The sequence below is a fragment of the Microbacterium sp. ZOR0019 genome (genome assembly GCF_000800925.1).
Lineage (GTDB): Bacteria > Actinomycetota > Actinomycetes > Actinomycetales > Microbacteriaceae > Microbacterium > Microbacterium aurugineum.
The window spans coordinates 15,657-39,102 of the sequence record NZ_JRKC01000014.1 but is presented as its reverse complement, the minus strand read 5'-3'; the positions used below and the strand labels follow the sequence as shown (position 1 = coordinate 39,102).

General features: G+C 69.5%; 22 protein-coding genes. 8 read left to right on the top strand and 14 right to left on the bottom strand.

Features of this window, described 5'->3' with window-relative positions; genetic code table 11:
- Positions 1–4 precede the first annotated feature (4 nt).
- Complete coding sequence (locus tag L978_RS04580; RefSeq protein ID WP_047520769.1) at positions 5–1,291, bottom strand: sugar ABC transporter substrate-binding protein; 1,287 nt, start codon at positions 1,289–1,291, stop codon at positions 5–7.
- 149 nt (positions 1,292–1,440) lie between these two features.
- Between L978_RS04580 and L978_RS04575 the strand changes: the two genes are divergently transcribed.
- The 4 genes from L978_RS04575 (at position 1,441) to L978_RS04560 (ending at position 4,761) form a co-directional block, all read left to right on the top strand.
- Positions 1,441–2,697, top strand: coding sequence for an LCP family protein (locus L978_RS04575; RefSeq protein ID WP_047520767.1), 1,257 nt, complete (start codon positions 1,441–1,443; stop codon positions 2,695–2,697).
- A 29-nt stretch (positions 2,698–2,726) separates the two neighbouring features.
- On the top strand, positions 2,727–3,587 hold the full coding sequence (locus L978_RS04570; protein WP_047520765.1) for a spermidine synthase: 861 nt from the start codon (positions 2,727–2,729) through the stop codon (positions 3,585–3,587).
- A 111-nt stretch (positions 3,588–3,698) separates the two neighbouring features.
- Positions 3,699–4,226, top strand: a complete 528-nt coding sequence (locus L978_RS04565) for a hypothetical protein (protein ID WP_047520763.1) — start codon at positions 3,699–3,701, stop codon at positions 4,224–4,226.
- Positions 4,227–4,272: 46 nt separating this feature from the next.
- Positions 4,273–4,761 (top strand): SprT-like domain-containing protein, encoded by a 489-nt coding sequence (locus tag L978_RS04560; RefSeq protein WP_047520761.1) that lies wholly within the window; start codon positions 4,273–4,275, stop codon positions 4,759–4,761.
- A 7-nt stretch (positions 4,762–4,768) separates the two neighbouring features.
- Here L978_RS04560 and L978_RS04555 read toward each other — a convergent pair whose 3' ends face one another.
- From L978_RS04555 to L978_RS04505, 11 genes are all read right to left on the bottom strand, one after another.
- Positions 4,769–5,191 (bottom strand): DUF3054 domain-containing protein, encoded by a 423-nt coding sequence (locus tag L978_RS04555; protein ID WP_047520759.1) that lies wholly within the window; start codon positions 5,189–5,191, stop codon positions 4,769–4,771.
- A gap of 66 nt (positions 5,192–5,257) precedes the next feature.
- A complete protein-coding gene (locus L978_RS04550) occupies positions 5,258–5,917 on the bottom strand; it encodes a 2-phosphosulfolactate phosphatase (RefSeq protein WP_047520753.1) in 660 nt (219 codons plus the stop codon).
- Positions 5,918–5,935: 18 nt separating this feature from the next.
- On the bottom strand, positions 5,936–7,396 hold the full coding sequence (locus tag L978_RS04545; protein ID WP_047520750.1) for an ABC transporter permease: 1,461 nt from the start codon (positions 7,394–7,396) through the stop codon (positions 5,936–5,938).
- Complete coding sequence (locus L978_RS04540; RefSeq protein WP_047520748.1) at positions 7,393–8,154, bottom strand: ABC transporter ATP-binding protein; 762 nt, start codon at positions 8,152–8,154, stop codon at positions 7,393–7,395. The genes L978_RS04545 and L978_RS04540 overlap by 4 nt, the downstream gene beginning before the upstream one ends.
- Positions 8,155–8,246: 92 nt before the next feature.
- A complete protein-coding gene (locus L978_RS04535; RefSeq protein ID WP_047520746.1) occupies positions 8,247–8,882 on the bottom strand; it encodes a response regulator in 636 nt (211 codons plus the stop codon).
- Positions 8,879–10,057, bottom strand: a complete 1,179-nt coding sequence (locus L978_RS04530; protein ID WP_047520744.1) for a sensor histidine kinase — start codon at positions 10,055–10,057, stop codon at positions 8,879–8,881. Before L978_RS04530 ends, L978_RS04535 begins: the two co-directional genes overlap by 4 nt.
- A 61-nt stretch (positions 10,058–10,118) precedes the next feature.
- Positions 10,119–10,910, bottom strand: coding sequence for a class I SAM-dependent methyltransferase (locus L978_RS04525; protein ID WP_047520742.1), 792 nt, complete (start codon positions 10,908–10,910; stop codon positions 10,119–10,121).
- Positions 10,911–10,945: 35 nt separating this feature from the next.
- The gene (locus tag L978_RS04520) at positions 10,946–12,100 is read right to left on the bottom strand and encodes an AMP-binding protein (protein ID WP_047520740.1); all 1,155 of its coding nucleotides are present in this window, start codon (positions 12,098–12,100) and stop codon (positions 10,946–10,948) included.
- Between the two features lie 13 nt (positions 12,101–12,113).
- Positions 12,114–13,034 carry a 1,4-dihydroxy-2-naphthoyl-CoA synthase gene (locus tag L978_RS04515; protein ID WP_047520738.1) on the bottom strand — a complete coding sequence of 307 codons (921 nt, stop codon included), beginning with the start codon at positions 13,032–13,034 and terminating at the stop codon, positions 12,114–12,116.
- A 47-nt stretch (positions 13,035–13,081) separates the two neighbouring features.
- Positions 13,082–14,080 carry a permease prefix domain 1-containing protein gene (locus L978_RS04510; protein WP_047520737.1) on the bottom strand — a complete coding sequence of 333 codons (999 nt, stop codon included), beginning with the start codon at positions 14,078–14,080 and terminating at the stop codon, positions 13,082–13,084.
- Position 14,081: 1 nt separating this feature from the next.
- Positions 14,082–14,414 (bottom strand): PadR family transcriptional regulator, encoded by a 333-nt coding sequence (locus L978_RS04505; RefSeq protein WP_047520874.1) that lies wholly within the window; start codon positions 14,412–14,414, stop codon positions 14,082–14,084.
- Between the two features lie 129 nt (positions 14,415–14,543).
- On the opposite strand from L978_RS04505, the gene L978_RS04500 reads away from it, so the two are divergent.
- Entirely contained in the window at positions 14,544–15,527 is a 984-nt protein-coding gene (locus L978_RS04500) for an o-succinylbenzoate synthase (RefSeq protein ID WP_047520735.1), read from the top strand.
- Between the two features lie 98 nt (positions 15,528–15,625).
- Here L978_RS04500 and L978_RS04495 read toward each other — a convergent pair whose 3' ends face one another.
- A complete protein-coding gene (locus L978_RS04495; protein ID WP_047520733.1) occupies positions 15,626–16,249 on the bottom strand; it encodes a TetR/AcrR family transcriptional regulator in 624 nt (207 codons plus the stop codon).
- A 132-nt stretch (positions 16,250–16,381) separates the two neighbouring features.
- Here L978_RS04495 and L978_RS04490 point away from each other — a divergent pair, with 132 nt between their 5' ends.
- From L978_RS04490 to L978_RS04480, 3 genes are all read left to right on the top strand, one after another.
- Positions 16,382–19,237 carry an efflux RND transporter permease subunit gene (locus tag L978_RS04490; protein WP_052193325.1) on the top strand — a complete coding sequence of 952 codons (2,856 nt, stop codon included), beginning with the start codon at positions 16,382–16,384 and terminating at the stop codon, positions 19,235–19,237.
- Complete coding sequence (locus L978_RS04485; RefSeq protein ID WP_047520731.1) at positions 19,234–21,207, top strand: YhgE/Pip domain-containing protein; 1,974 nt, start codon at positions 19,234–19,236, stop codon at positions 21,205–21,207. Before L978_RS04490 ends, L978_RS04485 begins: the two co-directional genes overlap by 4 nt.
- 120 nt (positions 21,208–21,327) lie before the next feature.
- Positions 21,328–21,918, top strand: a complete 591-nt coding sequence (locus L978_RS04480) for a 2'-5' RNA ligase family protein (RefSeq protein WP_231554969.1) — start codon at positions 21,328–21,330, stop codon at positions 21,916–21,918.
- A 3-nt stretch (positions 21,919–21,921) separates the two neighbouring features.
- Here L978_RS04480 and L978_RS04475 read toward each other — a convergent pair whose 3' ends face one another.
- On the bottom strand, positions 21,922–23,427 hold the full coding sequence (locus L978_RS04475) for a leucyl aminopeptidase family protein (RefSeq protein ID WP_047520728.1): 1,506 nt from the start codon (positions 23,425–23,427) through the stop codon (positions 21,922–21,924).
- Positions 23,428–23,446: the final 19 nt, after the last annotated feature.

Sequence of the window (23,446 nt, the reverse complement as noted above, 5' to 3'; positions counted from 1 at the left end):
TTCCTTACTGGTTGAGCAGTTCGGTCATCTCGGCGGCGGCGTCCTTCGTCGCGGTGGCGACGTCCTTCTGCCCGCTGAGGATGGCCTGGATCATGGAGTTGGTCGTCTTCTTCGCCTGCACGGCGCCGAAGTTCGGGGTGACCGGCACGGATGCGCCGCCGTCGACCATCTGCTCGGCGAACGGTGCGACGAGCGGGTCGGTCGAGGCGAGGGCCTCCTCCATCGCGGACTGCACGCCCGGGAAGTAGCCGGTCTCGTTCGACCACTGCTCGGCGAACTCACCGGTGGTGACGAGCTTGACGAACTCCCACGCCAGGTCGGCGTTCTTGGTCGTGTTGAAGATCGAGAGGTGCGATCCGCCCAGCACGGACGGGGCGATGCCGCCGTCTTCGCCCGGGATGACCGCGGCGCCGATCTTGCCTTCGAGCTCGGGGTTCGTCTCCATGAGCTTGTTCGGGGTCCAGGAGCCGGAGAGCATCATGGCGACGTTGCCCTGCGTGAACGCGTCGCTCAGATCGGTCTCCTTCCAGGTCGTGGCACCTGCGGAGGAGAAGCCGTGCTCGGTGGCCAGGCCCGTGTAGAACTCGATGCCCGCCTGCGATTCCTTGCTGTCGAGCTCGCTCGTCCAGGTCTTGCCGTCCTTCGTGGCGATCTCGCCGCCGGCACCCCAGACCCAGGGGTAGACCTGGAACTCGGCGTCACCCGGAACCGGGAACGGCATCATGTCGGGCTTGGCGGCCTTGATCGCGTCGCCCGCTGCGACGATGTCGTCCCACGTCTTCGGAGCCTCGAGACCGAGCTCCTCGAACACGTCGGCGCGGTAGACGAGCGAGCGGACGCCGGCGTACCACGGCATGCCGTAGAGCTCACCGTCGTAGGTGCCGGCGACCTCGAGGCCCTCGACCAGGTCGCCGCGCAGGTCCTTCTCACCGTCGACGTACTCGTCGATCGGGAGGAGTGCTCCGGCGTCGGCAAACTCGGCGGTCCAGGTGGTGCCGGTCTCGGCGATGTCGGGGGTCGTACCACCGGCGATGGAGGTCACGAAGCGATCGTGGGCGTCGGCCCACTGGATCTCGTCGATCTTGACCGTCGCACCGGTCTCCTTTTCGAAGGCTGCCGCGACGTCGTCGTAGAAGGCGGTCGCGTCGGGGTTGGTGCCCTTCATGATCCAGACGGTGAGCTCCTTGCCCTCACCGTCGGCCGAACCGGTGTCGCTGCCGCCGGCGCAGCCGGCGAGGGCGAGCGTGGCCACGGCGCCGAGCGCCACGGCCGAGAGAATGCGCTTGTGCATTGCGGGGATCTCCTCTTTGAAAGTCCTGGAAAGCATCGGGTACTCACCGGGGGTTAGGAAAAAGTATCCACGACTAACTAATTCCCTGCAAGTTGCTCCCACAATCGTCATGTGGCCGTAACATCAGCTTCCCCCGGTAGGCTCCCCGGATGGTTCGCCGCACTCCCGACAAGGACCGTTCGACGGTCGCCCGCCACGCGACGCTCCCCTCTCCCGGGCCCGCCAGAGGTTTCCTGAAGATCGCCGGAATCACGCTGGGCGTCGTGCTCGTCTCCGCGATCGCCGTCGCCGCTTTCGTCGTGACCGACTACTTCAACCGATTCAACGACGGTGCCGTCGCGCTGGAGGGTGCGCCGGAGGTCGAGCCGCCCTCGATCAGTGCCTACCCCGGCGAGTTCAGCATGCTCATCATCGGGACCGACGAGTGCGGTGCGGTGTCGACGGGCCTGCTGGGTGAGCGCTGCTCCGAGGCTGACGGCGGGATCCTCAACGACGTGAACCTGCTCGTGCACGTGTCGGCGGAACCCCGCAAGGTCACGGCGATCTCGCTCCCTCGTGATCTGATGCTCGAGACGCCGGAGTGCACCCTGCCCGACGGATCCGTCGCCTCGGCCACGAGCAAGACGCAGATCAACTCGATCTTCCAGCGCGCCGGACTGTCCTGCGTAGCGAAGACGGTGACCGAGCTCACGGGCATGGAGATCCCCTTCGCCGCGAAGATCGACTTCGACGGCGTGATGGAGGTGACCGATGCGATCGGCGGCGTCGAGGTGTGCATCGGCGGCGACGGCATCCGAGACAGCCACACCGCTCTCGACTGGGCGCCGGGCCCCCGCACCGTCTCCGGCTACGAAGCCCTCCAGTTCATCCGCACGCGGCACGGCGTCGGCGACGAGAGCGACATGGCGAGGGTGTCGAACCAGCAGCAGTACATGTCGCGCCTGGTGAAGAAGATCATGAGCGACGAGGTCCTCACCGACCCCGGCAAGGTGCTCGGACTCGCCAACACCGTCGTCGACAACATCGACCCGAGCGACCAGCTGGCCAACCCGGTGCGTCTGGCGCAGCTCGCGCTGTCCATCAAGGATGTGCCGTTCTCCGAGTTCGTCTTCGTGCAGTACCCCGTGTTCGAGGACCCGGACGATTCCGACCGTGTCATCCCCAACCGCGAGGCTGCAGCGACGATCTGGGATGCGCTGAAGGCCGGCCAGTCGGTGCAGCTGACGGGCAAGGCCAGCAACAACGGCGGCGTCGAGCTCGTCGACCCCGCGCCGGGAACCGATCCGGAGGCACCGGCGACCGAGGCACCTCCCACCGGGACACCCTCGCCGCGTGCCACGCTCGACCCGGCCATCTCCGGCCAGACGGTCGAGCAGGAGACGTGCGCCAACGGCAAGCAGCGCTGAGCCCCTCCCCGGAGCGTAGGCTCGTGCCCATGGGCCGGACGAGATCGCGCGACACCGAGCACCCGCAGGCCCGACTCGATCATGGGGGCATCGCCGGTGTCCTGCCGTCGGAGTTCACCACGGGCTTCGAGCTGATCGTCGACGGCACCCCGCAGTCGCACGTCGACCTCGACGACCCGACGCACCTGCACTTCGAGTACATCGTGCGCATGGGGGCGGTGATCGATCAGCTCGCCGCAGGCCCGCTGACCGCCGTGCACCTCGGCGCCGGCGCGATGACGATCCCCCGCTACATCGAAGCGACGCGCCCCGGCTCCCGCCAGCAGGTCATCGAGTTGGAGGCTCCGCTGGCACAGCTGGTCCGGGAGCACCTCCCGCTGCCGAAGGGCGCCTCCATCCGGATCAGGATCGGCGACGCGCGGGCGGGCGTCACGAAGCTCCCGAACGCACTGCGGGCGAACTGCGACCTCGTCGTCTCCGACGTCTACTCGGGGGCGCAGACGCCCGCACACCTCACCAGCGTCGAGTTCTACCGCGAGCTCGCCGAGCTGCTGGCTCCCGGCGGCGTACTCCTCGTCAACGTCGCCGATGGTCCCGGCCTCGCCTTCGCCCGGCGCCAGACGGCGACGATCGCGGAGGTCCTCCCGGAGGTCGCCGTCCTCGCCGACACCCAGGTGCTCAAGGGCAGACGATTCGGGAACCTCGTGATCGCGGCGTCCGCCGCTCCCCTGCCGACGGAATGGCTGCCGCGGATCCTCGCCGCCGGCCCCCACCCCGCGAAGATCGCCCAGGGCGCCGAGGTCGAGACGTTCACCCAGGGCGCCCGCATCGTCACGGATGCGGATGCCGTCGCCTCACCGCGTCCCGACGCCTCGCTGTTCCTGCGCTGAGCCGGCCGATCCGGCACAGCGACGACGCCGGATGCGGCGACCAGGGCGCGCCGCCGGGACGACCCCGCGACCGGAAGGCAGACTGGACGGGGACGCTGCGGAAGGAGAGCAATGAGTTTCATCCGGGGATACGACCAGGAGACCCTCCGCGAGGTGGTCGATCTCGACGAGTGCGCGACCCGTCTCGCGGAGATCGAGGGGCAGCGGAGCCTGCCCGCACTGCTGGAGCGGGTCTGGCTGTTGAAAGTGCTCGACCGCCTGGATGAGGCGCTCGCGCTGGCCGACGAGACCGTCCGCCAGGCGCGCATGGCCGGTACCCGCAAGGACGTGCTCCGCGCTCGCGTGCTGCACGCGACGATCCTGCAGTATCGGGGAGCGCACGCTGCTGCCGAACAGGAGCTGGCGACCTGCGCGACCGAGGCCGAGGGACAACGGTGGCTGTCGATCGCGGCCTTCGCGTATCAGCACCACGGCAAGAACGCCTACGACGCCGGGGACTTCGAGACCGCCCGGGAGAGCTTCAAGCAGTCGCTGTTCCTGCGTCGTGAGTCCGGTGCACAGGACAGCGAACTGGAGACCGCGCTGCTCGCGATCGAAGCGGCCGAGCGGCATCGTCCCTCACAGCTCATCGCGGGCTGAGTCCTCCCGCGACCGCGATGTCGGTCGCATGGCTTACCCTGATCGCATGGCGGAACTCGACCGTGTGCGCGTCTGGGGCGAAGCACTGATCACGCTGCATCTCGATGACAGCTGGTCCTTCGGCTTCGACAATGCCAAGCGCCGTGCCGGGCAGTGCGACTACACGAAACAGCGCATCACGGTCTCGCGCTATCTGGCCGCGCGGTTCGATGACGACGAGATCCACCAGGTGCTGCTGCACGAGGTCGCGCACGCCCTCGCCGGTCACGCGGCGGCGCACGGACCGGCGTGGAAGCGCGTCGCGCGCGACCTCGGATACGTCGGCGGCACGACGCACCACGGAGAGACCGCCGTCGAGCTCGCCCCCTGGGTGGGAAGCTGTCCCGCGGGTCACGTGACGTACCGCCACCGCCGACCGACCCGCCCCACTTCCTGCGCGCGCTGTTCGCGCACCTACGACGCCCGACACCTGTTCGCCTGGACGCGGCGCGAGATCTCGTCCGACGTGCGTCTCGCCGCGCAGATGCCGCGCTGACTGCGACTCAGGTGACCGGGTCGCCTGAGTCCCCCTGCTCGGTCGAGTCCGCGAGGTCGTGGTGAGGGGCGGCGCCATGTCGGCGGCGAAGCAACGCCGCGATCCCGCGCCAGCCGACGAGGAACGCGCCGAGGACCAGCGTCGCGACGATGATGAACGGCACCTCGGCGGTGTCACCGCTGAGCACGCGGATGAGCATTCCGCCTGCGACCGTCACGATCCACACGACCACGCCCCACAGGACGGACCACGGGCGGCGCGGCCTGCCCGGGAGCAGAGCGGCGAGGAGATGCCCGAGGAGCACCGCGATCAGGAAGGGCCAGGCGGTGAGCAGGAACCCGGCGGGGTTCTCGTCATGCGAGGCCCGGCCGATCGCCGCGAAGACCAGCACGAGCACGATGTCGACGATGACGGCGGGGAGGTACCTCATGCCACGACCCTACGTGCCCTGAGCCGAACCGGAGCCTCCCTCGCCGCACGAGTCCGTGCCGGGGGATCAGGCGAACGGGACGAACGCCCCCGACCGCAGCACCGGGACGACGTCGACCGCGTCGAGCGCGGCAGCGTCCGTCGTCGACGTCGGCACCAGTCCGGCTGCCTCGATGCGGGTGGTCGCCTCGACACCCCCGGCAAGCTCGCGCCCTGACCCGCTCGCGCCGATCATGTGCCGCAGGGCGCCTCGCAGGGCACGGAACCCCTCGGCGGCGACCGCCGCATCCGGGGCCGTGTGATCGATGCCGCGATCCGAGAGCGCCAGGACGATCGCCCCCGCGCCGAGCTGGTCCTCGACCGCGAACCGCAGCGTTCCCTCCGCATCGGCCTCCCCCGCGGCGATGATCGCGACCGAGGTACGCGCCTGCCGCCGCTCCTGGAGTGTCTGCACCGCTCGTGCCACGGCAGAGGCGTTGCGGACACCGCCGATCAGCACGGTCGCATCCGGTGCTGCCGCCGCGGCCACTGCCGCGCCGTTCCGCGACCAGCCCTCCGCCTCCGCCAGCACGACCTCCGTGCCGGACATCACCGCATCGATGACCGTGGAGGAGAACCGCAACACGTCCACGACCACCACGATGTCGGTGGGGGCGAGGCGGGCGAGGCCCGCGGTTCCCCACTCGAGACGGACCTGATACGTGGACTGATCGAACGGCGACGGCATCCGACCAGCCTAGAGGCGTCAGTCCGCCGCGAGCGCCTCCACCGGAGCCACCCGCGTCGCCAGGCGGGTGGGCGTCGCCGCGGCCACGAGGGTGAGCACGGCCGTGGAGGCGACGATGATCGCCACCGGGATCCACGGGATCTGCGGTGCCACGAGGCCGGCGGGGACGAAGTCGGGCAGGGTCGGGACGGATCCCAGGAGCGACTGCGCGGCGATCCAGCCGTACACGACGCCCAGCACGAGTCCGGTCAGCGTCGCCGCGACGGTGATGTGCGTCGCCTCCAAGAGGACCATCCGCCGCACCTGCCCGTTGGACAGACCGATCGAGCGCAGCAGACCGAGTTCGCGACGGCGCTGCACGACACCGATCGTGAGCAGGTTCACAAGGCCGACCGCGGCGATCACGGCGGAGACGGCCACGAGCACCATCATGATCGCGGCGAAGGCGTCCATCGGGGCGAAGAACTCGTCGGGGACCTCTCCCGTGACCTGGCTCATCATCAGACGCTTCGCGGACTCGAGCGCGACGGCGAACATCGTCACCAGGGTCACCCCCATCACCACGCCGATCGCCATCCGCGACGAGCGCTCCGGATACCGCAGTGCGTTCTCGGCGGCGAGTCGCGCAGTGGCGCTCGACCCGAACATCCGCCCCACCAACCGCAGCACGGGCGGCATGAACAGCACGGAGCCGAGGGCCAGGCCGGTGAACGAGAGCACCCCGCCGAAGAAGGCGACCACGACGCCGAGGGGCGTCATGAGGCCGACCACCACCCCACCGGCCAGCAGTGCCGCACCGGTGAGGAGCAGGATCCAGGCGCCGATGTGTCGTCCCTTCGTGCCCGAGACCTCCTCGTGCGTGCGTTCCACGGCGCCGCCGAGGGCCTGCAGCGGGGTCACCGAGAGCACCCGTCGCGAGCCGGCCCAGGCTGCAGCCCAGGTGGTGAGCGCCACGCCGACCGCCGGAAGCGCCACGAACGGCTGCGCGAGGGAGAAGGAGGTCGGGACGTTGTCGAGGAACCGGGCGCCGACCTGCACCCCGATCGCCGCCAGCACGAGTCCGGCGAGAAGGCCGAGTCCCGCACCGATCAGCCCGACCACGAGGCCCTGCGTGCCCACCTCGGCCCGCTGCGAGCGCGCCGTCGCTCCGATCAGACGGAGGAGAGCGATCTGCCGGGTGCGCCCGGCGATGATCGTCGAGAAGGTGTTCGCCGTGACGATCGCCGCGACATACATCGCGACCACCGTCAGCAGCACCGACAGGAGCGCGACGACGAACGCGAGCGTCCCGCTGTCGCCGATGAACGGGTCGGCCTGCAACACCGCGCCGATGTATGCGGTGATCTCCACGAGGAGCACCCCGAACGCGGCCGACAGTGCGGCCACCAGGATGCTGGCGCCCATACCGCGATCACGCAGCCAGGCCAGACGCGGTCCGGTCGCCCGACTCTCGGGGACGACCGACGCGACGGCGGTCATGCGGCCACCTCTGCGGCGAGCATGTACGCGGAGATCTCCTCCGCGGTCTGCCGAGGGTGGTCCGCGACGATGCGGCCGTCTCCGAGGTACAGCACGCGGTCGGCGTGACTCGCGGCGATCGCGTCATGCGTGACCATCGCGATGGACTGCCCGTGCTCCCGGCTCGCCGTGGCGAGCAGACGCAACACCTCTCGGCCTGTCTTCGAGTCGAGGTTCCCGGTGGGTTCATCCGCGAACACGAGGTCGGGCGCGGTGGCGAGAGCGCGGGCGATCGCGACCCGCTGCTGCTGCCCGCCCGACAGCTGATGGGGCCGGTGGTTCAAGCGTGAGCCGAGGCCGAGGGTCTCGATGAGACCGTCGATCCTGGCGCGTTCGATCGCACTCGGACGCCGGCCGTCGAGCTCGAACGGCAGCATGATGTTGGCACGTGCGTCGAGCGTGGGGACGAGGTTGAACGCCTGGAAGATGAAGCCCACGCGACGGCGGCGCAGGATGGTGAGGTCGATGTCACCGAGCCCGGTGATCTCGGTGTCGCCGATCCACGCACGGCCCTCCGTGGGGCTGTCGAGCCCCGCCATGATGTGCATCAGGGTGGACTTCCCCGAGCCGGAGGGCCCCATGATCGCGGTGAACTGTCCGCGGCGGATGCCCACGCTGACATCGTCGAGCGCACGGACGGTGCCCTCGCCCGAGCCGTAGGTCTTCTTCAGGTGCTGGACGCGGGCGGCGAGCCCCATGTCGGTGGTCGTGATCTCCATGCCTCCGACGCTATTTCGGTCGCTGCCTGCGGGTCATCGCCCGGGCGGATCATCCGCGTACATCGCAAGGATGATCCGTGCTCGACCGACGGTCAGGCGAGGCCGTGCTCGAACGCGAAGACCACGAGCTGCACCCGGTCGCGCAGCACGAGCTTCGTGAGGATGCGGCTGATGTGCGTCTTCACCGTCGCCTCACTGAGGTACTCCCGGCCGGCGATCTCGGCGTTCGACAAGCCGCGTGCCGCGAGCGCGAAGATCTCCTTCTCGCGATCGGTGAGCGTGTCGTACTGCGGAGGCACCGGGCGCGGCGCTTCCGCGAAGTGCGCGAACAGGTCGCGCGTCGCCGCGGCCGCGATCACGCTCGAACCGGAGTGCACAGTGCGGATCGCGGCGAGCAGGAACTCGGGATCGGCGTCCTTGAGCAGGAAGCCGCTCGCACCCTGCCGGATCGCCCGGGCGGCGGCCTCGTCGAGGTCGAACGTGGTGAGCATGACGACGCGCGGAGGCTCCGGACGGGCGAGGATCTCGGCCGTCGCGGTGAGCCCGTCCATGACCGGCATCCGGATGTCCATCAGCACCACGTCCGGCCGCGTCGCCCGCACGACCTCGAGAGCCTCCCGCCCGTCGCCCGCTTCGCCGACCACTTCGAGATCGGGCTGCGAAGCCACGAGCATGCGGATACCGGCACGGAACAGCGCCTGGTCGTCGACGAGCACGACTCTGATCATTCGGCGGCTCCGATCGGAAGCGTGGCATGGACGACGAACTGCGCCCCTCGACGCTCGGCTTGCAGACTACCGCCGACGAGCTGCGCCCGCTCCCGCATCCCGATCACGCCGTGGCCCCCGACACCGACGGCAGCGTCGCGCGACACCGTGTTGCGCACGTCGACGTCGACGCGGTCCGCGAGCCACGCGAGGTGGACGTCGACCGCGCCGTCGCCGTGCCGGATCGCGTTCGTGAGCGCCTCCTGCAGGATGCGGTACACCGCGAGCTGGATGGCCCCGGGCGGCTCCCCCGGGGGCATGGGATCGACCGTGACCCGCGGCTCGATTCCCGCTTGCCGGACCTGCGCGAACAGGGCTTCGAGGTCGGCGAGGGTCGGTTGCGGACCGTCACCCTGACGGTGCCGGAGCTGCGTGAGCAGCATCCGCACATCGCTCAAGGCTCCGCGCGCGGTCTGCGCGATCGTGCCGAGTGCCTCGGTCGCCATCTCGGGTTTCGCCGCTGCCGCATACCGTGCACCGTCCGCCTGCGCGATGACGACGGCCAGGGAGTGGGCGACGATGTCGTGCATGTCCCGCGCGATGCGCACCCGCTCCTGCTCCTCGATGGCGAGTGACTCGGCCTGCAGCTGCGCCGCACGGGTGCGCCGCGCACGCAGCACGACCCGCCACAGCAACCCGCACACCCAGGCGAAGCCGAGGGCCATGACCGAGATCACCAGCAGGAGTGTGCCCGTCGTCACCTTCTCCCAGCCGCTGCTCGTGCCGAAGGCGACACCGTTGACGACCACCATGTACAGCGCGGCGATGAGGCCGCCCAGAAGCGCGGAGCCGAACCCCCACCAGAGCACACGCCGAGTTCCCCAGGCCGCCGTGGCGTAGAGCACGAGCAGGATAGCGATGTCGATCGGCACCGGCCCGAATCCGGCCAGCATCTGGAGGATCGCGCCCGCCCACGCGGCGGCGAGGGCGAGCCCGGGCGCGAGTCGCCCGATCGCGACACCGCCGAACATCAGGACGGCGGCGAAGACCACGGCCACGACCGCCGCGCCCCCGAGCGCGCTGTTCCCGGTACCCGGACCGTAGAACACGATCGACATCGGGACGAAGACGAGGAAGAGCAGCGCCGCCCCGACGATGTCGAGGATCAGCGCCGTGCGGGACAGGGGGCGGATCACTCCCCCACGCTACGCGAGGGTCTGGGGGCGGGCATCCGTCGCAGGATGTATCCCCGGCTCGTCACACGCGGGCGATGATCTCTCCGTGCGGCACGAGGTACCAGCCGTCGCCGTCATCGGCCCAGCGCTTCCAGGCGTCGCTGATCTCCTGCAGCTCGGCCCGCGTCGCCAGGTCGCTGTCGACGAGCTGCCGTGCGAGTGCCGACTCGAGGATGCGGTCGGCCCACATCCCGCCCCACCACGCACGCTCGGAAGGAGAGGCGTAGCACCAGGTGGACGCCGTCGCCGTGACCTCTTCGAAGCCCGCGGCGCGCGCCCAGGCCAACAGTCGTCGTCCGGCATCGGGCTCCCCGCCGTTCGCCCGCGCGGCTGCCTGGTACAGCGTCAGCCAGCGGTCGAGTTCGGGCAGGATCGGGAACCAGATGAAGCCCGCGTAGTCCGCATCGCGAGCGGCGACGATGCCACCCGGAGCGGTCACTCGGCGCATCTCCCGTAGGGCCTGCACCGGGTCGCCGACATGCTGCAGCACCTGGTGCGCGTGCACGACGTCGAAGGAGGCATCGGGGAAGCTCAGGGCGTGCACGTCCTCGATCGAGAAGGAGAGGTTCGTCAGGCCCCGCTCGCCGGCGAGGTCGCGCGACAGGGACAGCGCGTTCTCGTCGATCTCGGTCGCGGTGACGTGGGCGACGATCCCGGCGAAGTCGGCGGTGATGGTGCCCGGCCCCGCCCCGACGTCGAGAAGCCGCGTCGCCGCGGTGAGGTGCGGACGAAGGTAGGCCGCGGAGTTCGCGATGTCGCGCGAGTTGTGCGAGCGGAGGACGGATTCGTGGTGTCCATGCGTGTACGAGGCCATGCGGTTCAGTCTGGCAGAGCGCAGGGCAGCGACGCTCAGTGCAACTCGACGACGGCGCGCCGGATCGCCTCGCGGTCGGGCTTCCCGGATGGGAGGACGTCGATCTCGTCCACGAGGATCAGGCGGGCCGGACGTGCGTGCCTGCCGAGCTCGTCTTCGACGGCGTCGCGCGCGTGGGCGAGCTGCTCGGACTCGCTGCGCCGCAGGACCTCGCCGCGGACTGCGACGATCACCGAGGCCTCCCCCCAGCGCTCGTCTTCCACGCCGACCACCACGGCCTCGTGAAGTCCCGCGATCCGACGGACGATGCGCTCCACGCGATCGAGCGAGATGTTGATCCCGCCCGAGACGATCACATTGTCCGCTCTGCCGTGCACACGCACGATCCCCTCCTCCACCAGGCCCAGGTCGCCGGTGCGGTACCAGCGGATCCCGTGCTCGTCGTGGACGAACGTCCGGGCCGTCAGCGACCCGTCGCCGAGGTACCCTTCGGCGAGCATGGGACCCGCGAGACGCAGCTCGCCATCGACCACGCGCACCCCCACGGTGTCGAGTGGCACACCGTCGTAGACGCACCCGCCGCTGGTCTCCGTCGAGCCGTAGGTGCGCACCAGACGCACTCCGAGGTCGGCCGCCCGCTCGCGGAGGGGCTCCGGGAGCGCCTGCCCACCGACGAGGATCGCTCGATACGCCGTGAGCGCGGCACGGACCGCCGTGTCCTCCGCCGCATCGAGCAGCGTCGCGACCTGGGCCGGGACCAGCGAGGTGTACAGGTCGGGGATGCCCGACGGCGACGAAGGGCGCATCATCTCGAAGGTCGCCTCAGCGAAGGACTCCGGCGAGAAGCGGCCCTCGATCCGCGACGGCCGGGTACCGGCGAGGATCGAGCGCACGAGCACCTGCAGCCCCGCGACGTAGCCGGCGGGGAGGGCGAGCAGCCAGCGTCCGCTGCCGATCCGCGCCGCGGTGGCCTCGGCGCTCGCCCGCAACGCCTCACCGCTGAGCGCGACTCGCTTCGGGATGCCGCTCGACCCTGACGTCGCGATGACGGCCGCGATGCCGTCGGCGACGCCCTCGGGCGCGCCGTCAACCATCCCGAGTCCCAGGGCGGGGCCGCCGTCGAACGCACGCTCCAAGGCATCCCGCAGCTGTGCCGGGTCTTCGGCATCCGTCGGGATCAGTGCGACCATGCTGCTCTCCGGCTCAGTAGTGCCAGGGGAAGGAAGACCAGTCGGGATCGCGCTTCTCGAGGAACGAGTCGCGGCCCTCGACGGCTTCATCGGTGCCATAGGCCAGGCGGGTCGCCTCCCCGGCGAACACCTGCTGTCCGACCAGACCGTCGTCGACGGCATTGAAGGCGAACTTCAGCATGCGGATCGCCGTGGGCGATTTCGTGAGCACGGTGCGGGCCATCTTCAGCGCTTCGCGTTCGAGTTCGGCGTGCGGGACCACACGGTTCACGGCGCCCATCTCGTACGCGCGCTGCGCGGAGTACTCCTCGGCGAGGAAGAACACCTCACGCGCGAACTTCTGACCGGTCTGGCGAGCCATGTACGCAGACCCGTAGCCGGCGTCGAAGCTGCCGACATCGGCGTCCGTCTGCTTGAAGCGGGCCTCCTCCGCGGATGCGATCGTGAGGTCGCAGACCACGTGCAGGGAGTGCCCGCCTCCCGCTGCCCACCCCGGCACGACCGCGATGACGACCTTGGGCATGAAGCGGATGAGGCGCTGCACCTCGAGGATGTGCAGACGACCGACCGCGGCACGGCTCGCACCGTCGACGACCGCCGTCTCGGCGTCCGAGTACTTGTAGCCGTCACGACCGCGGATTCGCTGGTCACCACCGGAGCAGAACGCCCAGCCGCCGTCTTTCGGGCTCGGACCGTTGCCGGTGAGCAGCACCGCGCCGATGCGCGCGTCCTGCCTGGCGATGTCGAGGGCACGGTAGAGCTCGTCGACGGTGTGCGGGCGGAACGCGTTGCGCACCTCCGGACGGTTGAAGGCGATGCGTGCGACTCCGCCGTCGCGCGAGACGTGCGCAGTGATATCGGTGTAGCTCTCGGCCTCGGGCGCGAGCACCCATTCGGCCGGGTCGAAGAGGTCGGAGACGAATGCGCTGGTCACGACATCCAGCCTATTCCTCGCCCCGCTCGGTGCGGGATTCCGTGATGTCAGGCGCGGCGAGCGCGTACCGTCTTGATCCAGCCGTCGACGATGTCCCAGCCGACACCGATCGCGAAGCCGAACCCCAACAGCACGGCGAGGATACGGAAGACGCCACCCTCGTCGGCGGATGCCGCCTGCCCCGCGGCGAAACCCTCGCCGCCCGCAGCTGCGATCCGCGCGAGGAAGTCCGGATTCACGAGCTGGTTCGTGAGCAGGAGGGCGACGACCCAGAGAAGGAACATCAGAGCGAGGATCGTGTTCACCACAGCCAGGCCGATCGTCCACCGTCTCGTGCGGAACAGCACGACGGCGAACACCGCCTCCGCGGCGATCAGGAGGAACAGGACGCTGATCCCCCAGGGCCACAACTGTGGATCGACGATCGGCACGACGGTGCCGTCCACGATGACGAAGCCTCGGAAACGGTCCCAGAGGAGCGCGCCGACGGAGATCCCGAGGAAGACGAGCGATGCGATCAGATCGTTCCGCCCCGCCACACCGTTCTCGCTCGGCTCCGGGAGCTGGTCGAGGTCCCACTTCTCGATCGCCGTCGCGCTGTCGGTGCGATCGAGGATGACGAACACCAAAGTGGTCCAGAAGCAGATGTGGAGGATCGCGCCCCCGGCGGCGAGGATCGATGAGGAGATGATCTCGCCGACCGGAGCGCCCGCGATGGTCTGCCCGAGGGCGACCGCTCCGAAGACGCAGACCGGAACGATGATCAGCAGCAGCTTGAGCAGCCGCCACCAGGTCAGGTAGAACCGCGGACCGATGAGGTACAGCGGGCGATCCGCATAGCCGGCGGCGAGGACGCCGGGGTCGCCGAGCTCGGTGAGCACCGCGCGCTCGGCATCCTCCGGTGCGTCGCCCTGGTCCACCCGCGCCTCGATCGCATCGGCGATGGAGGCCTCGAGCTCTGCACGGACGTCGTCCTGGGCGTCGGGACGGAGACTGCGGATCGTGGCACTGATGTACCGCTCCGCGAGCGTGGTCGTCGTGGTCATGTCAGTTCTCCTCTGTGGTGAGAGAGGTGATCGCGGTCGTGAGTGACCGCCATTCGTCGGTGAGGGTGTCGGCCAGCCGGATGCCTGCTTCGGAGGTGCGGTAGAACTTGCGCGGCCTGGCTTCCTCGGTGTTCCACTCGCTCGTGAGGTACTCCTGCTTCTCCAGACGGCGAAGCAGCGGATACAGCGTGTTGGCGTCCGTCGCGAAGCCGCGGCGCTCGAGTTGCTCGAGAAGCGAGTAGCCGTACCCCGGCGCACGCAGCAGCTGCAGGCAGGCGAGCACCACCGTGCCGCGCCTCAGTTCCTGCAGGTGCGTATCGAGCGTCTCGTTCATGTCGAACACAATACTGTGTGTCACACACTATTGGCAATGGCACATCGACAATCGAAGCGCGGTGCCGACCTGACGACTCACCCGGACGACGAACACCGGCCCGCATGCTCCACGGAGCAGAATGGGCACATGATCCCGCCGCTCGCAGACCTGCTCGACTCGGCCAGGGTCGTCGCCCTCCCCCTGCACAGTCGCTTCCGCGGCGTCGATGTGCGCGAAGCGCTCCTCTTCGAAGGACCGGAAGGCTGGGCGGAGTTCTCACCGTTCGTCGAGTACGACGACGTCGAGGCCTCGACCTGGCTCGCCGCGGCGATCGACTTCGCCTGGCGCCCCCAGCCTGAACCGCTCCGTGATCGGATCGGCGTGAACGCGACCGTCCCGGCGATCGAGGCCGACCGCGTGGCTGAGCTGCTGTCGCGGTTCACGGGGTGCCGCACGGCCAAGGTCAAGGTCGCCGAGCCGGGGCAGACCCTCGCCGACGACGTGGCACGCGTCCGGGCGGTGCGCGAGGCGATGGGGCCCGAGGGACGCATCCGGGTCGACGCGAACGGCGCCTGGAACGTCGACGAGGCCGAGCACGCGGTGCACGCCCTCGGTGAATATGACCTGGAATACGTCGAGCAACCCTGCGCGACGGTTCCGGAGCTGGCGGAACTCCGCACGCGCGTGAAGTACATGGGCATCCCGGTGGCAGCAGATGAGAGCGTGCGGAAGTCCTCCGATCCACTCGCGGTCGCCCGCGCCGGTGCCGCCGACCTCCTCGTGATCAAGGCCCAGCCACTGGGCGGCATCACGCACGCCCTGCAGATCGTCACGGCTGCTGGACTCCCGGTCGTGGTCTCGAGCGCGCTGGACACCGCGATCGGCCTGTCCCAGGGAGCCGCGCTCGCCGCCGCCCTTCCGACGCTGGACTACGACTGCGGGCTCGGCACGGCGTCGCTGTTCCTCGACGACGTGGCCGACCTGCGTCCGGTTGACGGCTCGATCCCGGTCGGACGCGTGACCCCGGACGCGGAAGCACTCAGCCGCCTCGCCGCCTCGGACGAACGCCGCGAATGGTGGTTCGCTCGCCTCGCCCGCTGCCACTACGAGCTGTCCGCCGCCGCGCACTGACCCCGCGCGCCGCCGACACGCCAGATCTCGGGCGCTTCCGCGGGTACGGTCCGGCATCTGGCGTGTCGGCCGAGGATTGAACGAGCGGACCGGGACCGCTACAACTCGATGAACAGCTGCACGAGCCGTCCGAGCTGCTCGCTGCCCGAATGCCGCAGCTGCGCGTCGTCGAGCCCTGCCATCGCACCACGCACGGTCATGCCCTCCCAGAGGATCATGAGCATCCGCGCCGCCGTCTCCGCAGGCAGCCGCAACTGCAACGGCCCCGCCGACACGATGTCCTCGATGATCTGCGCGATGCTCCCGACCATCTCGCTCTCCTGAACGAGATAGGCCGCGCCGAACTCGGGGTCACGCAGTGCACGGATACGGATCTCGCTCATCAGCATCACGCCGAGGCGGTCATCGCCTCCGAGCTCCATGATCTGCTGGACGAGCTCGATGGGGTCGCAGCCCTCGGCGAGCGCGCCGTCCGCGGTCAGCTGCTCGACGCGCGCACGCACCGCGCTCACACGCACCTCGGAGACGCTGGCCGCCAGCATCAGGAAGAGCTCGTCCTTGGATTCGAAGTTCGAGTAGAACGCGCCGCGGGTGAACCCTGCACGCTCGCAGACCGCCTCGACGGAGGCACCGTCAAGTCCGACTTCGGCGAAGACCTGCGCCGCCGCCTCCAGCAGACGGGCACGCGTGTTCTCGCGACTACGGGTTGCGGGTGTCGACATCGAAACCTCCTGACCCTTCACTCTCGCACGATTCACACCCCGCACACAGACTCACCCGTGCGGGTCACCTTACGATACATCTATGTATCGGATACACCTGTGTATCCACCCCGCACCCTTTCGGAGGAACGCGTGTCCACACTCCTGTCCTCACTCGGACGTTGGTCGTTCCGTCACCCGTGGCGAGTCCTCGTGTCCTGGCTCCTCGCGCTCGGCATCGCCGGTGCCGGTGCCCTCGTGCTCGGCGCAGGCACGGACAACACCTTCTCCATCCCCGGAACCGAGTCCCAGGCAGGTCTGGAGCAGCTCTCCCGGTCCTTCCCCCAGGTGAGCGGCACGAACGCGCAGTTCATCGTGGTGGCCTCCGACGGCGATCAGGTCACGGATGACGACTACCGCGACCACATCGAAGAGGCCGTCGACGACCTCGCGGACCTCGACGGTGTCCTCGCGGCCACCTCGCCGTACGACGAGATGGTCAGCGGGATGATCAACGACGACGACACCGCGGCGATCGTCCGTGTGCAGTTCGACGGTGAGTCCACGGATGTCTCGGACGACACGAAAGAGGCACTGCGCACCGTCGTGAGCGACCTGGACTCCGAGCTCCCGGACGGCGCACAGACCTCCCTCGGCGGCGACCTCTTCGCGATCTCGATCCCGGGCGTCACGCTCACCGAGGCGGTCGGTCTGCTCATCGCGCTGCTGGTCCTGATCGTCACCTTCCGCTCATTCGTCGTCGCCGGTCTTCCCCTCCTCACGGCGATCCTCGGCGTCGGCATCTCGATGGCAGGCATCTTCACGGCGACGGCCTTCGCCACGGTCTCTTCCACCACGCCGCTGCTGGCGCTCATGCTCGGGCTCGCGGTCGGCATCGACTACGCACTGTTCATCATGGCGCGACATCAGGATCAGGTGCGCGAGGGCGTCGATCCTGAGGAGTCCGCGTCGCGCGCCGTCGGGACGGCCGGCTCCGCCGTGGTGTTCGCGGGCGTCACCGTACTCATCGCCCTGATCGGACTCGGCTTCGCCGGCATCCCGTTCCTGACGACCATGGGCATCGCCGCCTCGGTCGCCGTGGCCGTCGCTGTCGCGATCGCGGTCACCCTCACCCCCGCGCTCCTCGGATTCATGAAGGGCAGAGTGGTCGGTCGGCCGAAGCGCGCACCGAAGCCCAAGAAGAAGGACGCGAGCGACGACCCCGACAGCGCGCCCGCGGCTCCCGCCCGCGCCAAGGGCAGTGCCCGCTGGGTGAACGGTGTCACCAAGCGCCCCCGCCTCGTCTCCCTCGCCGTGGTGATCGGCCTCGGCATCGTGGCCATCCCCGCCCTCAGCCTGAACCTCGCCCTCCCGAACGCCGGGGTGCTGCCGAAGGACTCGGAAGCGCGTCAGAACTACGACCTCGTCGCTGAGGAATTCGGCCCCGGGTTCAACGGCCCGCTGATCCTCACGGGCACGATCGTCACGTCCACCGATCCGCTCACCTTGATGGAAGACCTCGGGGATGCCGTCGCGAAGGTACCTGGCGTCAAGGAAGTCGCCCTCGCGACACCGAACGAGACCGCTGACACCGGCATCGTCCAGATCATCCCGGAGACGGCCCCGGACGACCCGGCGACCGCCGACCTCGTCCGCGAGCTGCGCAGCCATCACGACGAGTGGCTCGACGAGTTCGGCATCGACCTCAAGGTCACCGGCTTCACCGCCGTCGGCATCGACATCTCCGATCAGCTCGGCAATGCCCTGTTGCCGTTCGGCATCTTCGTGATCGGCCTCTCGCTGATCCTGCTGACCATCGTGTTCCGCTCGCTGTGGGTGCCGATCACCGCGGCCGCCGGATACCTGCTCTCGATCGTGGCGGCGTTCGGCGTCGTCGGGGCCGTGTTCGAATGGGGCTGGTTCGCCGACCTCCTGCACGTCGCCCGGGTCGGGCCCATCATCAGCTTCATGCCGATCATCCTGATGGGCGTGCTATTCGGACTCGCGATGGACTACCAGGTCTTCCTCGTCTCGCGCATGCGGGAGGACTTCGTGCACGACCCGGACTCCAAGAGCCCCGACCGGGCGACGCGGCGCGCTGCCGCATTGCGCACCGTTCGCAGCGGGTTCACCGGGTCGGCGAAGGTGGTCACGGCGGCCGGCCTCATCATGTTCGCCGTCTTCGTGGCGTTCGTCCCCGAGGGCGACTCGTCGCTCAAACCCATCGCCCTGGGCCTCGCGGCCGGCATCGCGATCGACGCCTTCCTGGTGCGCATGACCTTGATCCCCGCGCTGATGGCGATCCTCGGCGAGCGCGCCTGGGAGCTCCCGGCCTGGCTGGAGAAGGTCCTCCCCCGCGTCGACGTCGAGGGCGAGGCGGTGGAACGCGAGCGGCACCTCGCTGCCTGGCCGGGAGACGGTTCGATCGTCGCCGCCGACGACCTCGTGCTGACGGAGGCCGGGATCGACGGACTGCACCTCCGGGTCCGTCCGGGCGGAGCGCTGCTGCTGACCGGGAGCTCCGGTGCCGCGTTGCGTGCGCTGGCTCTGACGATCGCCGGACGGGTGACGCCTGACGCAGGCCGCCTCCGGGTGGCGGGGCATCTGCTGCCAGGACGCGCGGCCTGGGTGCGCGCACACGTCGGCGCCTTGATCGCGACGGATGCCGGGGTCCCGGCATCCGAGCTCTCCGAGGCGCTGCGGGATCGACCCGCGGTGGTCGTGATCGACGGCGTCGAGAGGCTCCCCCTCGACGCGCGCGATCAGATCGCCGCCCGACTCCGGGATGCGGATGCTGCGACCGCGGTGATCCTCACGACCACCGCGCCCGAGGTCGCGCGCGACCTCCTCGCCGCCGCAGGTCGTCCCACCCCCGACCTTCTCTCCGTCGACACCCCCGCCGAGCGTCGACACCCCCTCGAGTCACCGCATCCAGACGGGGGTATCGACGACGAAAGGGGGCCTCGACCTGAGGACGACACGACGAAAGCCACCGAGGTGACCGCATGACCCTCCCCATCGAGCGCGCCCGCTCCCGCAAACCCATCACGTGGCTCACGATTCTCGGAGTGCTGCTGCTGCCTGCCGCGGTCGGCGGCATCCTGGTCGCGGCCCTGCAGAACCCGACCGAGCGTCTGGACTCGATGACCGCGGCGATCGTCAATCTCGACGATCCGGTGACCATCGACGGGCAGGTGACCCCGCTCGGACGCCAGCTCGCCTCGGGCCTGGTCGAAGGATCGGACGACCTGGACTCGAACCTCACCTGGGTCATCTCCAACGAGGACGACGCCAGCGACGGACTCGCCGACGGCACCTACCAGGCCGTCATCACGATCCCGGAGGAGTTCTCCGCGGCCGCCACCTCCGCGGGCACCGCGATCTCGGACGGCGGTGGGGAGGCCGAGCAAGCCACGATCACCGTCACCACACCCGACGACGGCCTCGTCGCCGATGACCTCATCACGGGCCAGATCGCCGACGTCGCCGCCTCGACCATGGGCACCATGCTCTCCGAGGCCACGACCGAGAACATCCTGGTCGGCTTCACCACCATCGGCGACCAGATCGGCGAGGCGGCGGATGGTGCGTTGAAGCTCGCGAACGGAGCGCGGGATGCCGCGACCGGAGCCGCAGCGATCCCCGACGGTGCCACGAAACTCGCTTCCGGTGCGGGCGAACTCAGCACCGGTGCATCGTCACTCGCCACCGGACTCGACACGATCGCGGGCAAGACGCGGGATGCCGCCGCGGGTGCCGCGCAGATCGGCTCAGGGCTGACGGCCGGAGCATCTCAGCTTCAGTCCGGAGCCGAGGATTCGAAGCAACTGGTGGGCGCGATTCAGAGTGCATCATCCTCGGCGCAGGCTGCCGCGAGCGGATCGGCCGACCTCGCTCAGAAACTCGGAGCCGCAGCCGCTGCGGTCTGCACGCCCCCGGTCTCGGACCCGGCGGAGTGCCAGCTGCTCTCCGACCTGGCCGCAGAAGCAGGAACTGTGGCGACGGACGCCGGTACGGCATCCGGGATCCTGAACAGCAAGAAGGTCTCCGCCGGCGTCGCCGCCCTTCCGGGGACGTTCTCGACCATCGCCGGGCAGATGTCCCAGGCCGGCGACGGCGTCACGCAGCTGTCCTCCGGGCTCACGCAGATCGCGGACCAGGGCATCAGCGCTTCCGCCACGGGCGCGCGGGGCATCGCATCCGGAGCCACCCAGCTGTCGACCGGTGCGACCAGCCTCGCCAACGGTGCCACGGAGCTCTCGACCGGGCTCGACACCCTGGTCACCGGTACGGGTGACCTCGCGGGCGGTCTGCGCACGGCCTCCGACTCGCTCCCCTCCTTCAGCGACTCGGAGTCGAAGTCCCTCGCCTCGGTGATCGCTGATCCGGTGTCGTCGAACTCGTCGATGGACACGATCTTCGGCCCGACCGCGATCCCGCTGCTCGCCGCCGTCGTGCTGTGGTTCGGCGGACTCGCGACCTTCCTCGTCATGCGCGCCCACACCGCCCGCACCCTCACCTCACGACGCTCGTCTGCCACGCTCACGTTGCGCGCCTTCGCACCCGCTGCTCTGATCGGGGCAGGGCAGGGCCTGCTCGTGTCGTTGATCGTGCAGATCGTCGCGAGCTACGACGCCCCCGCCTGGTGGGCCTTCGCCGGCACAGCCGTGCTCGCCGGCGTGGTGTTCGCCGCTGCGAACCAGGCACTCGTCGCACTGTTCGGCGGTGTGGGGCGGTGGATCTCGGCGCTCGTCGGTGTGCTCGCGGTCGCCACGGGTCTGATCTCCACCGTGCCCGACTGGCTGGCCGGACTCGGCGCGGTCCTGCCCACCGCTCCGGCCTTCGCGGGACTGATCACCGCGAGCGGCTCCGCGGTCGCAGCCCTGGTCGTGTGGGGCGTGCTGTCGCTCGTGGCCACGACCCTCGCCGTCGCCCTCCGACGGACCACTTCGGCGCGGGCGGTCGTCGCCGCGACCTGAGCACCCTGCGAAAGCGGAGGCCATCCGCTCCCGGCCCGGCGCGTCGACTCATGACACGCCGGGCTGGAGTGTTTCGGTCTCGGTTTTCGCATCCCCGTCGACGAGACCTAGGCTCTCCGCATGCGCCGACCGTTCATGAGCACCCCCGACCAACTGGAGAGCCTGAACGGTCAGCAGTACCTCGTGCTCCGGCCGACCGCGGACGTCGCAGCGACCTATCGGGAGATCCAGAGCACCGCGCTCGCGCATCTGGGCATGCCGCTGCGATACCCGCACACGGAGCACGTCACCCTCCGAGGCTTCTTCGAACCGGAACGGCGAGAGGAGCTCGGCGAGCTGGTCCGCGCGTGGGCCGCGCAGCAGTCGCCCATCGAGATCATCGGCGACGCCGTCGACGAGTTCCCCACGCCCTGGCAGATCCTGGTCGTCCGTCTCGCACGCACGACGTCACTCGTCTCCGCATACTCGTCGCTGACCGATGCGCTGGATCGCACGGATCTTCGTCGCATCGGAGAGCTGCCCCTCGAGGAGTGGACGTTCCATCTGTCCGTGCTCTACGGCAAGACGCTCGACGCCGCCACGTGGGACCGCGTCGTCCAGGAGGAGGCCCGCTCCCTCACGCCACAGCCTGCCGAAGTCGTGCGCGAAGCCGAACTGGTCTGGTACCAGGACGGCGCCGAGCACGCCGAGGTGATACCGCTCGGCGGCTGAGGCTCACGAGGTAGGCGTGAAGCTCCGGGCCGCCTCCAACAGCAGTCGCGCGCCGAAGCCGGTGGCACCTGCGGTACGCCAGGAGTCGTCCTTCTCGGTCTGCATCGTCCCGGCGATGTCGATATGCGCCCACGGGGTCTCCCCCACGAAGTGCTGCAGGAACAGCGCCGCCGTCGTGGCTCCGGCGAAGGGGCCACCGAGGTTCGCGATGTCGGCGATGTCCGAGTCGAGCTGCTTGCGATACTTCTGCTCGAGCGGCAGCTGCCACACGGGCTCGTCGGCGAGCGCCGCGGCCTCACGCACCCGGTCGACCATCGTCTGGTCGTTGCCGAAGACCGGCGCGGTCGCGGAGCCGAGAGAGACCAGTGCGGCACCGGTGAGTGTGGCGATGTCGACGATCGCGTCCACCCCGTCCTCGGTCGCGAGCACGAGGGCATCGCTCATCACGAGACGCCCTTCGGCATCGGTGTTCTTCACCTCGATCGTGGTGCCGCCGCGCGCCGTGAGCACGTCACCGAGTTTGTACGCGGTACCGGACGGCATGTTGTCGGTGCACATCAGCCAGCCCGAGACCTTGGTCGAGACTCCGGCGTCGCGCATTCCGACGAAGGCACCGAGCACGGCCGCAGCACCGCCCATGTCCATCTTCATGAGCAGATGCATCGGGTCGCTGGGCTTGAGGCTGATGCCACCCGAGTCGTACATGATGCCCTTGCCCACCAGGCCGAGGTGGCCGGAGCCGCCACCCTCGGGCGTGTAGACGAGCTTGATCATGCGCGGCTCCTCCACGGATCCCTGATTGACGCCGAGCAGACCCCCGCAGCCGAGATCGATGAGCGCCTGCTTGTCGAACAGCTCGACCTCGAATCCGAAACGCGCTCCGAGTTCCACCGCGATCTCGCCCATGTTCACAGCTGTCAGGTGACCGGGCGGGGTGTTCGCCAGATCACGGGCCACGACACCGGCGCGGGCAGCCGTGCGTGCGACCTCGAGTGGCCCGCCGTCCGCGCCCGGCACATCCACGGTGAAGGCGGCGAGCGGGACGTGCTTCGACGACGCGTTCAGCACGGTGTACCGGTAGCGCGCGAGGAGTGCCCCTTCGGCGAGCGCTCGCACAGCCTCGCCTGCCTCCACCCCCGCGAGGTCGCCGATCCGCAGCCCCAGGGTCGCCCGACGGGGGACAGCGCGAGCGAGAGCAGCCGCTGCATCGCGAAGGCCACGCGGCCCGACATCCGCTCGATCGCCCAGACCGACGGCGACGAGATCCGGCTGACCCGCGCGCGGCAGCACCAGCGAGGTCCCCGGCTCGGCAGTGAACCCCGCATCCTCCAGGCCGGCGCGGTCGAACCCGAGCTCACCCGGAACGTCCCCGTCGGTGTACACCCCGACTCCGATCGCCTCGACGTCGGAGGCGATCTCACCGACCCGGAGATCCACGGCGTCCACGGCATCCAGCCCGGGCGTAGTCTTCAGATCGGCGGGGATCAGCTTGTTGGGTCTGCGGTCCATGAGGTCTGCTCCTTCTGTG

Coding starts and splice junctions, on each gene's coding strand:
- L978_RS04580 (WP_047520769.1), bottom strand. CDS start 1,291: ATGCACAAGCGCATTCTCTCGGCCGTGGCGCTCGGCGCCGTGGCCACG.
- L978_RS04575 (WP_047520767.1), top strand. CDS start 1,441: ATGGTTCGCCGCACTCCCGACAAGGACCGTTCGACGGTCGCCCGCCAC.
- L978_RS04570 (WP_047520765.1), top strand. CDS start 2,727: ATGGGCCGGACGAGATCGCGCGACACCGAGCACCCGCAGGCCCGACTC.
- L978_RS04565 (WP_047520763.1), top strand. CDS start 3,699: ATGAGTTTCATCCGGGGATACGACCAGGAGACCCTCCGCGAGGTGGTC.
- L978_RS04560 (WP_047520761.1), top strand. CDS start 4,273: ATGGCGGAACTCGACCGTGTGCGCGTCTGGGGCGAAGCACTGATCACG.
- L978_RS04555 (WP_047520759.1), bottom strand. CDS start 5,191: ATGAGGTACCTCCCCGCCGTCATCGTCGACATCGTGCTCGTGCTGGTC.
- L978_RS04550 (WP_047520753.1), bottom strand. CDS start 5,917: ATGCCGTCGCCGTTCGATCAGTCCACGTATCAGGTCCGTCTCGAGTGG.
- L978_RS04545 (WP_047520750.1), bottom strand. CDS start 7,396: ATGACCGCCGTCGCGTCGGTCGTCCCCGAGAGTCGGGCGACCGGACCG.
- L978_RS04540 (WP_047520748.1), bottom strand. CDS start 8,154: ATGGAGATCACGACCACCGACATGGGGCTCGCCGCCCGCGTCCAGCAC.
- L978_RS04535 (WP_047520746.1), bottom strand. CDS start 8,882: ATGATCAGAGTCGTGCTCGTCGACGACCAGGCGCTGTTCCGTGCCGGT.
- L978_RS04525 (WP_047520742.1), bottom strand. CDS start 10,910: ATGGCCTCGTACACGCATGGACACCACGAATCCGTCCTCCGCTCGCAC.
- L978_RS04520 (WP_047520740.1), bottom strand. CDS start 12,100: ATGGTCGCACTGATCCCGACGGATGCCGAAGACCCGGCACAGCTGCGG.
- L978_RS04510 (WP_047520737.1), bottom strand. CDS start 14,080: ATGACCACGACGACCACGCTCGCGGAGCGGTACATCAGTGCCACGATC.
- L978_RS04505 (WP_047520874.1), bottom strand. CDS start 14,414: ATGAACGAGACGCTCGATACGCACCTGCAGGAACTGAGGCGCGGCACG.
- L978_RS04500 (WP_047520735.1), top strand. CDS start 14,544: ATGATCCCGCCGCTCGCAGACCTGCTCGACTCGGCCAGGGTCGTCGCC.
- L978_RS04495 (WP_047520733.1), bottom strand. CDS start 16,249: ATGTCGACACCCGCAACCCGTAGTCGCGAGAACACGCGTGCCCGTCTG.
- L978_RS04485 (WP_047520731.1), top strand. CDS start 19,234: ATGACCCTCCCCATCGAGCGCGCCCGCTCCCGCAAACCCATCACGTGG.
- L978_RS04480 (WP_231554969.1), top strand. CDS start 21,328: ATGCGCCGACCGTTCATGAGCACCCCCGACCAACTGGAGAGCCTGAAC.
- L978_RS04475 (WP_047520728.1), bottom strand. CDS start 23,427: ATGGACCGCAGACCCAACAAGCTGATCCCCGCCGATCTGAAGACTACG.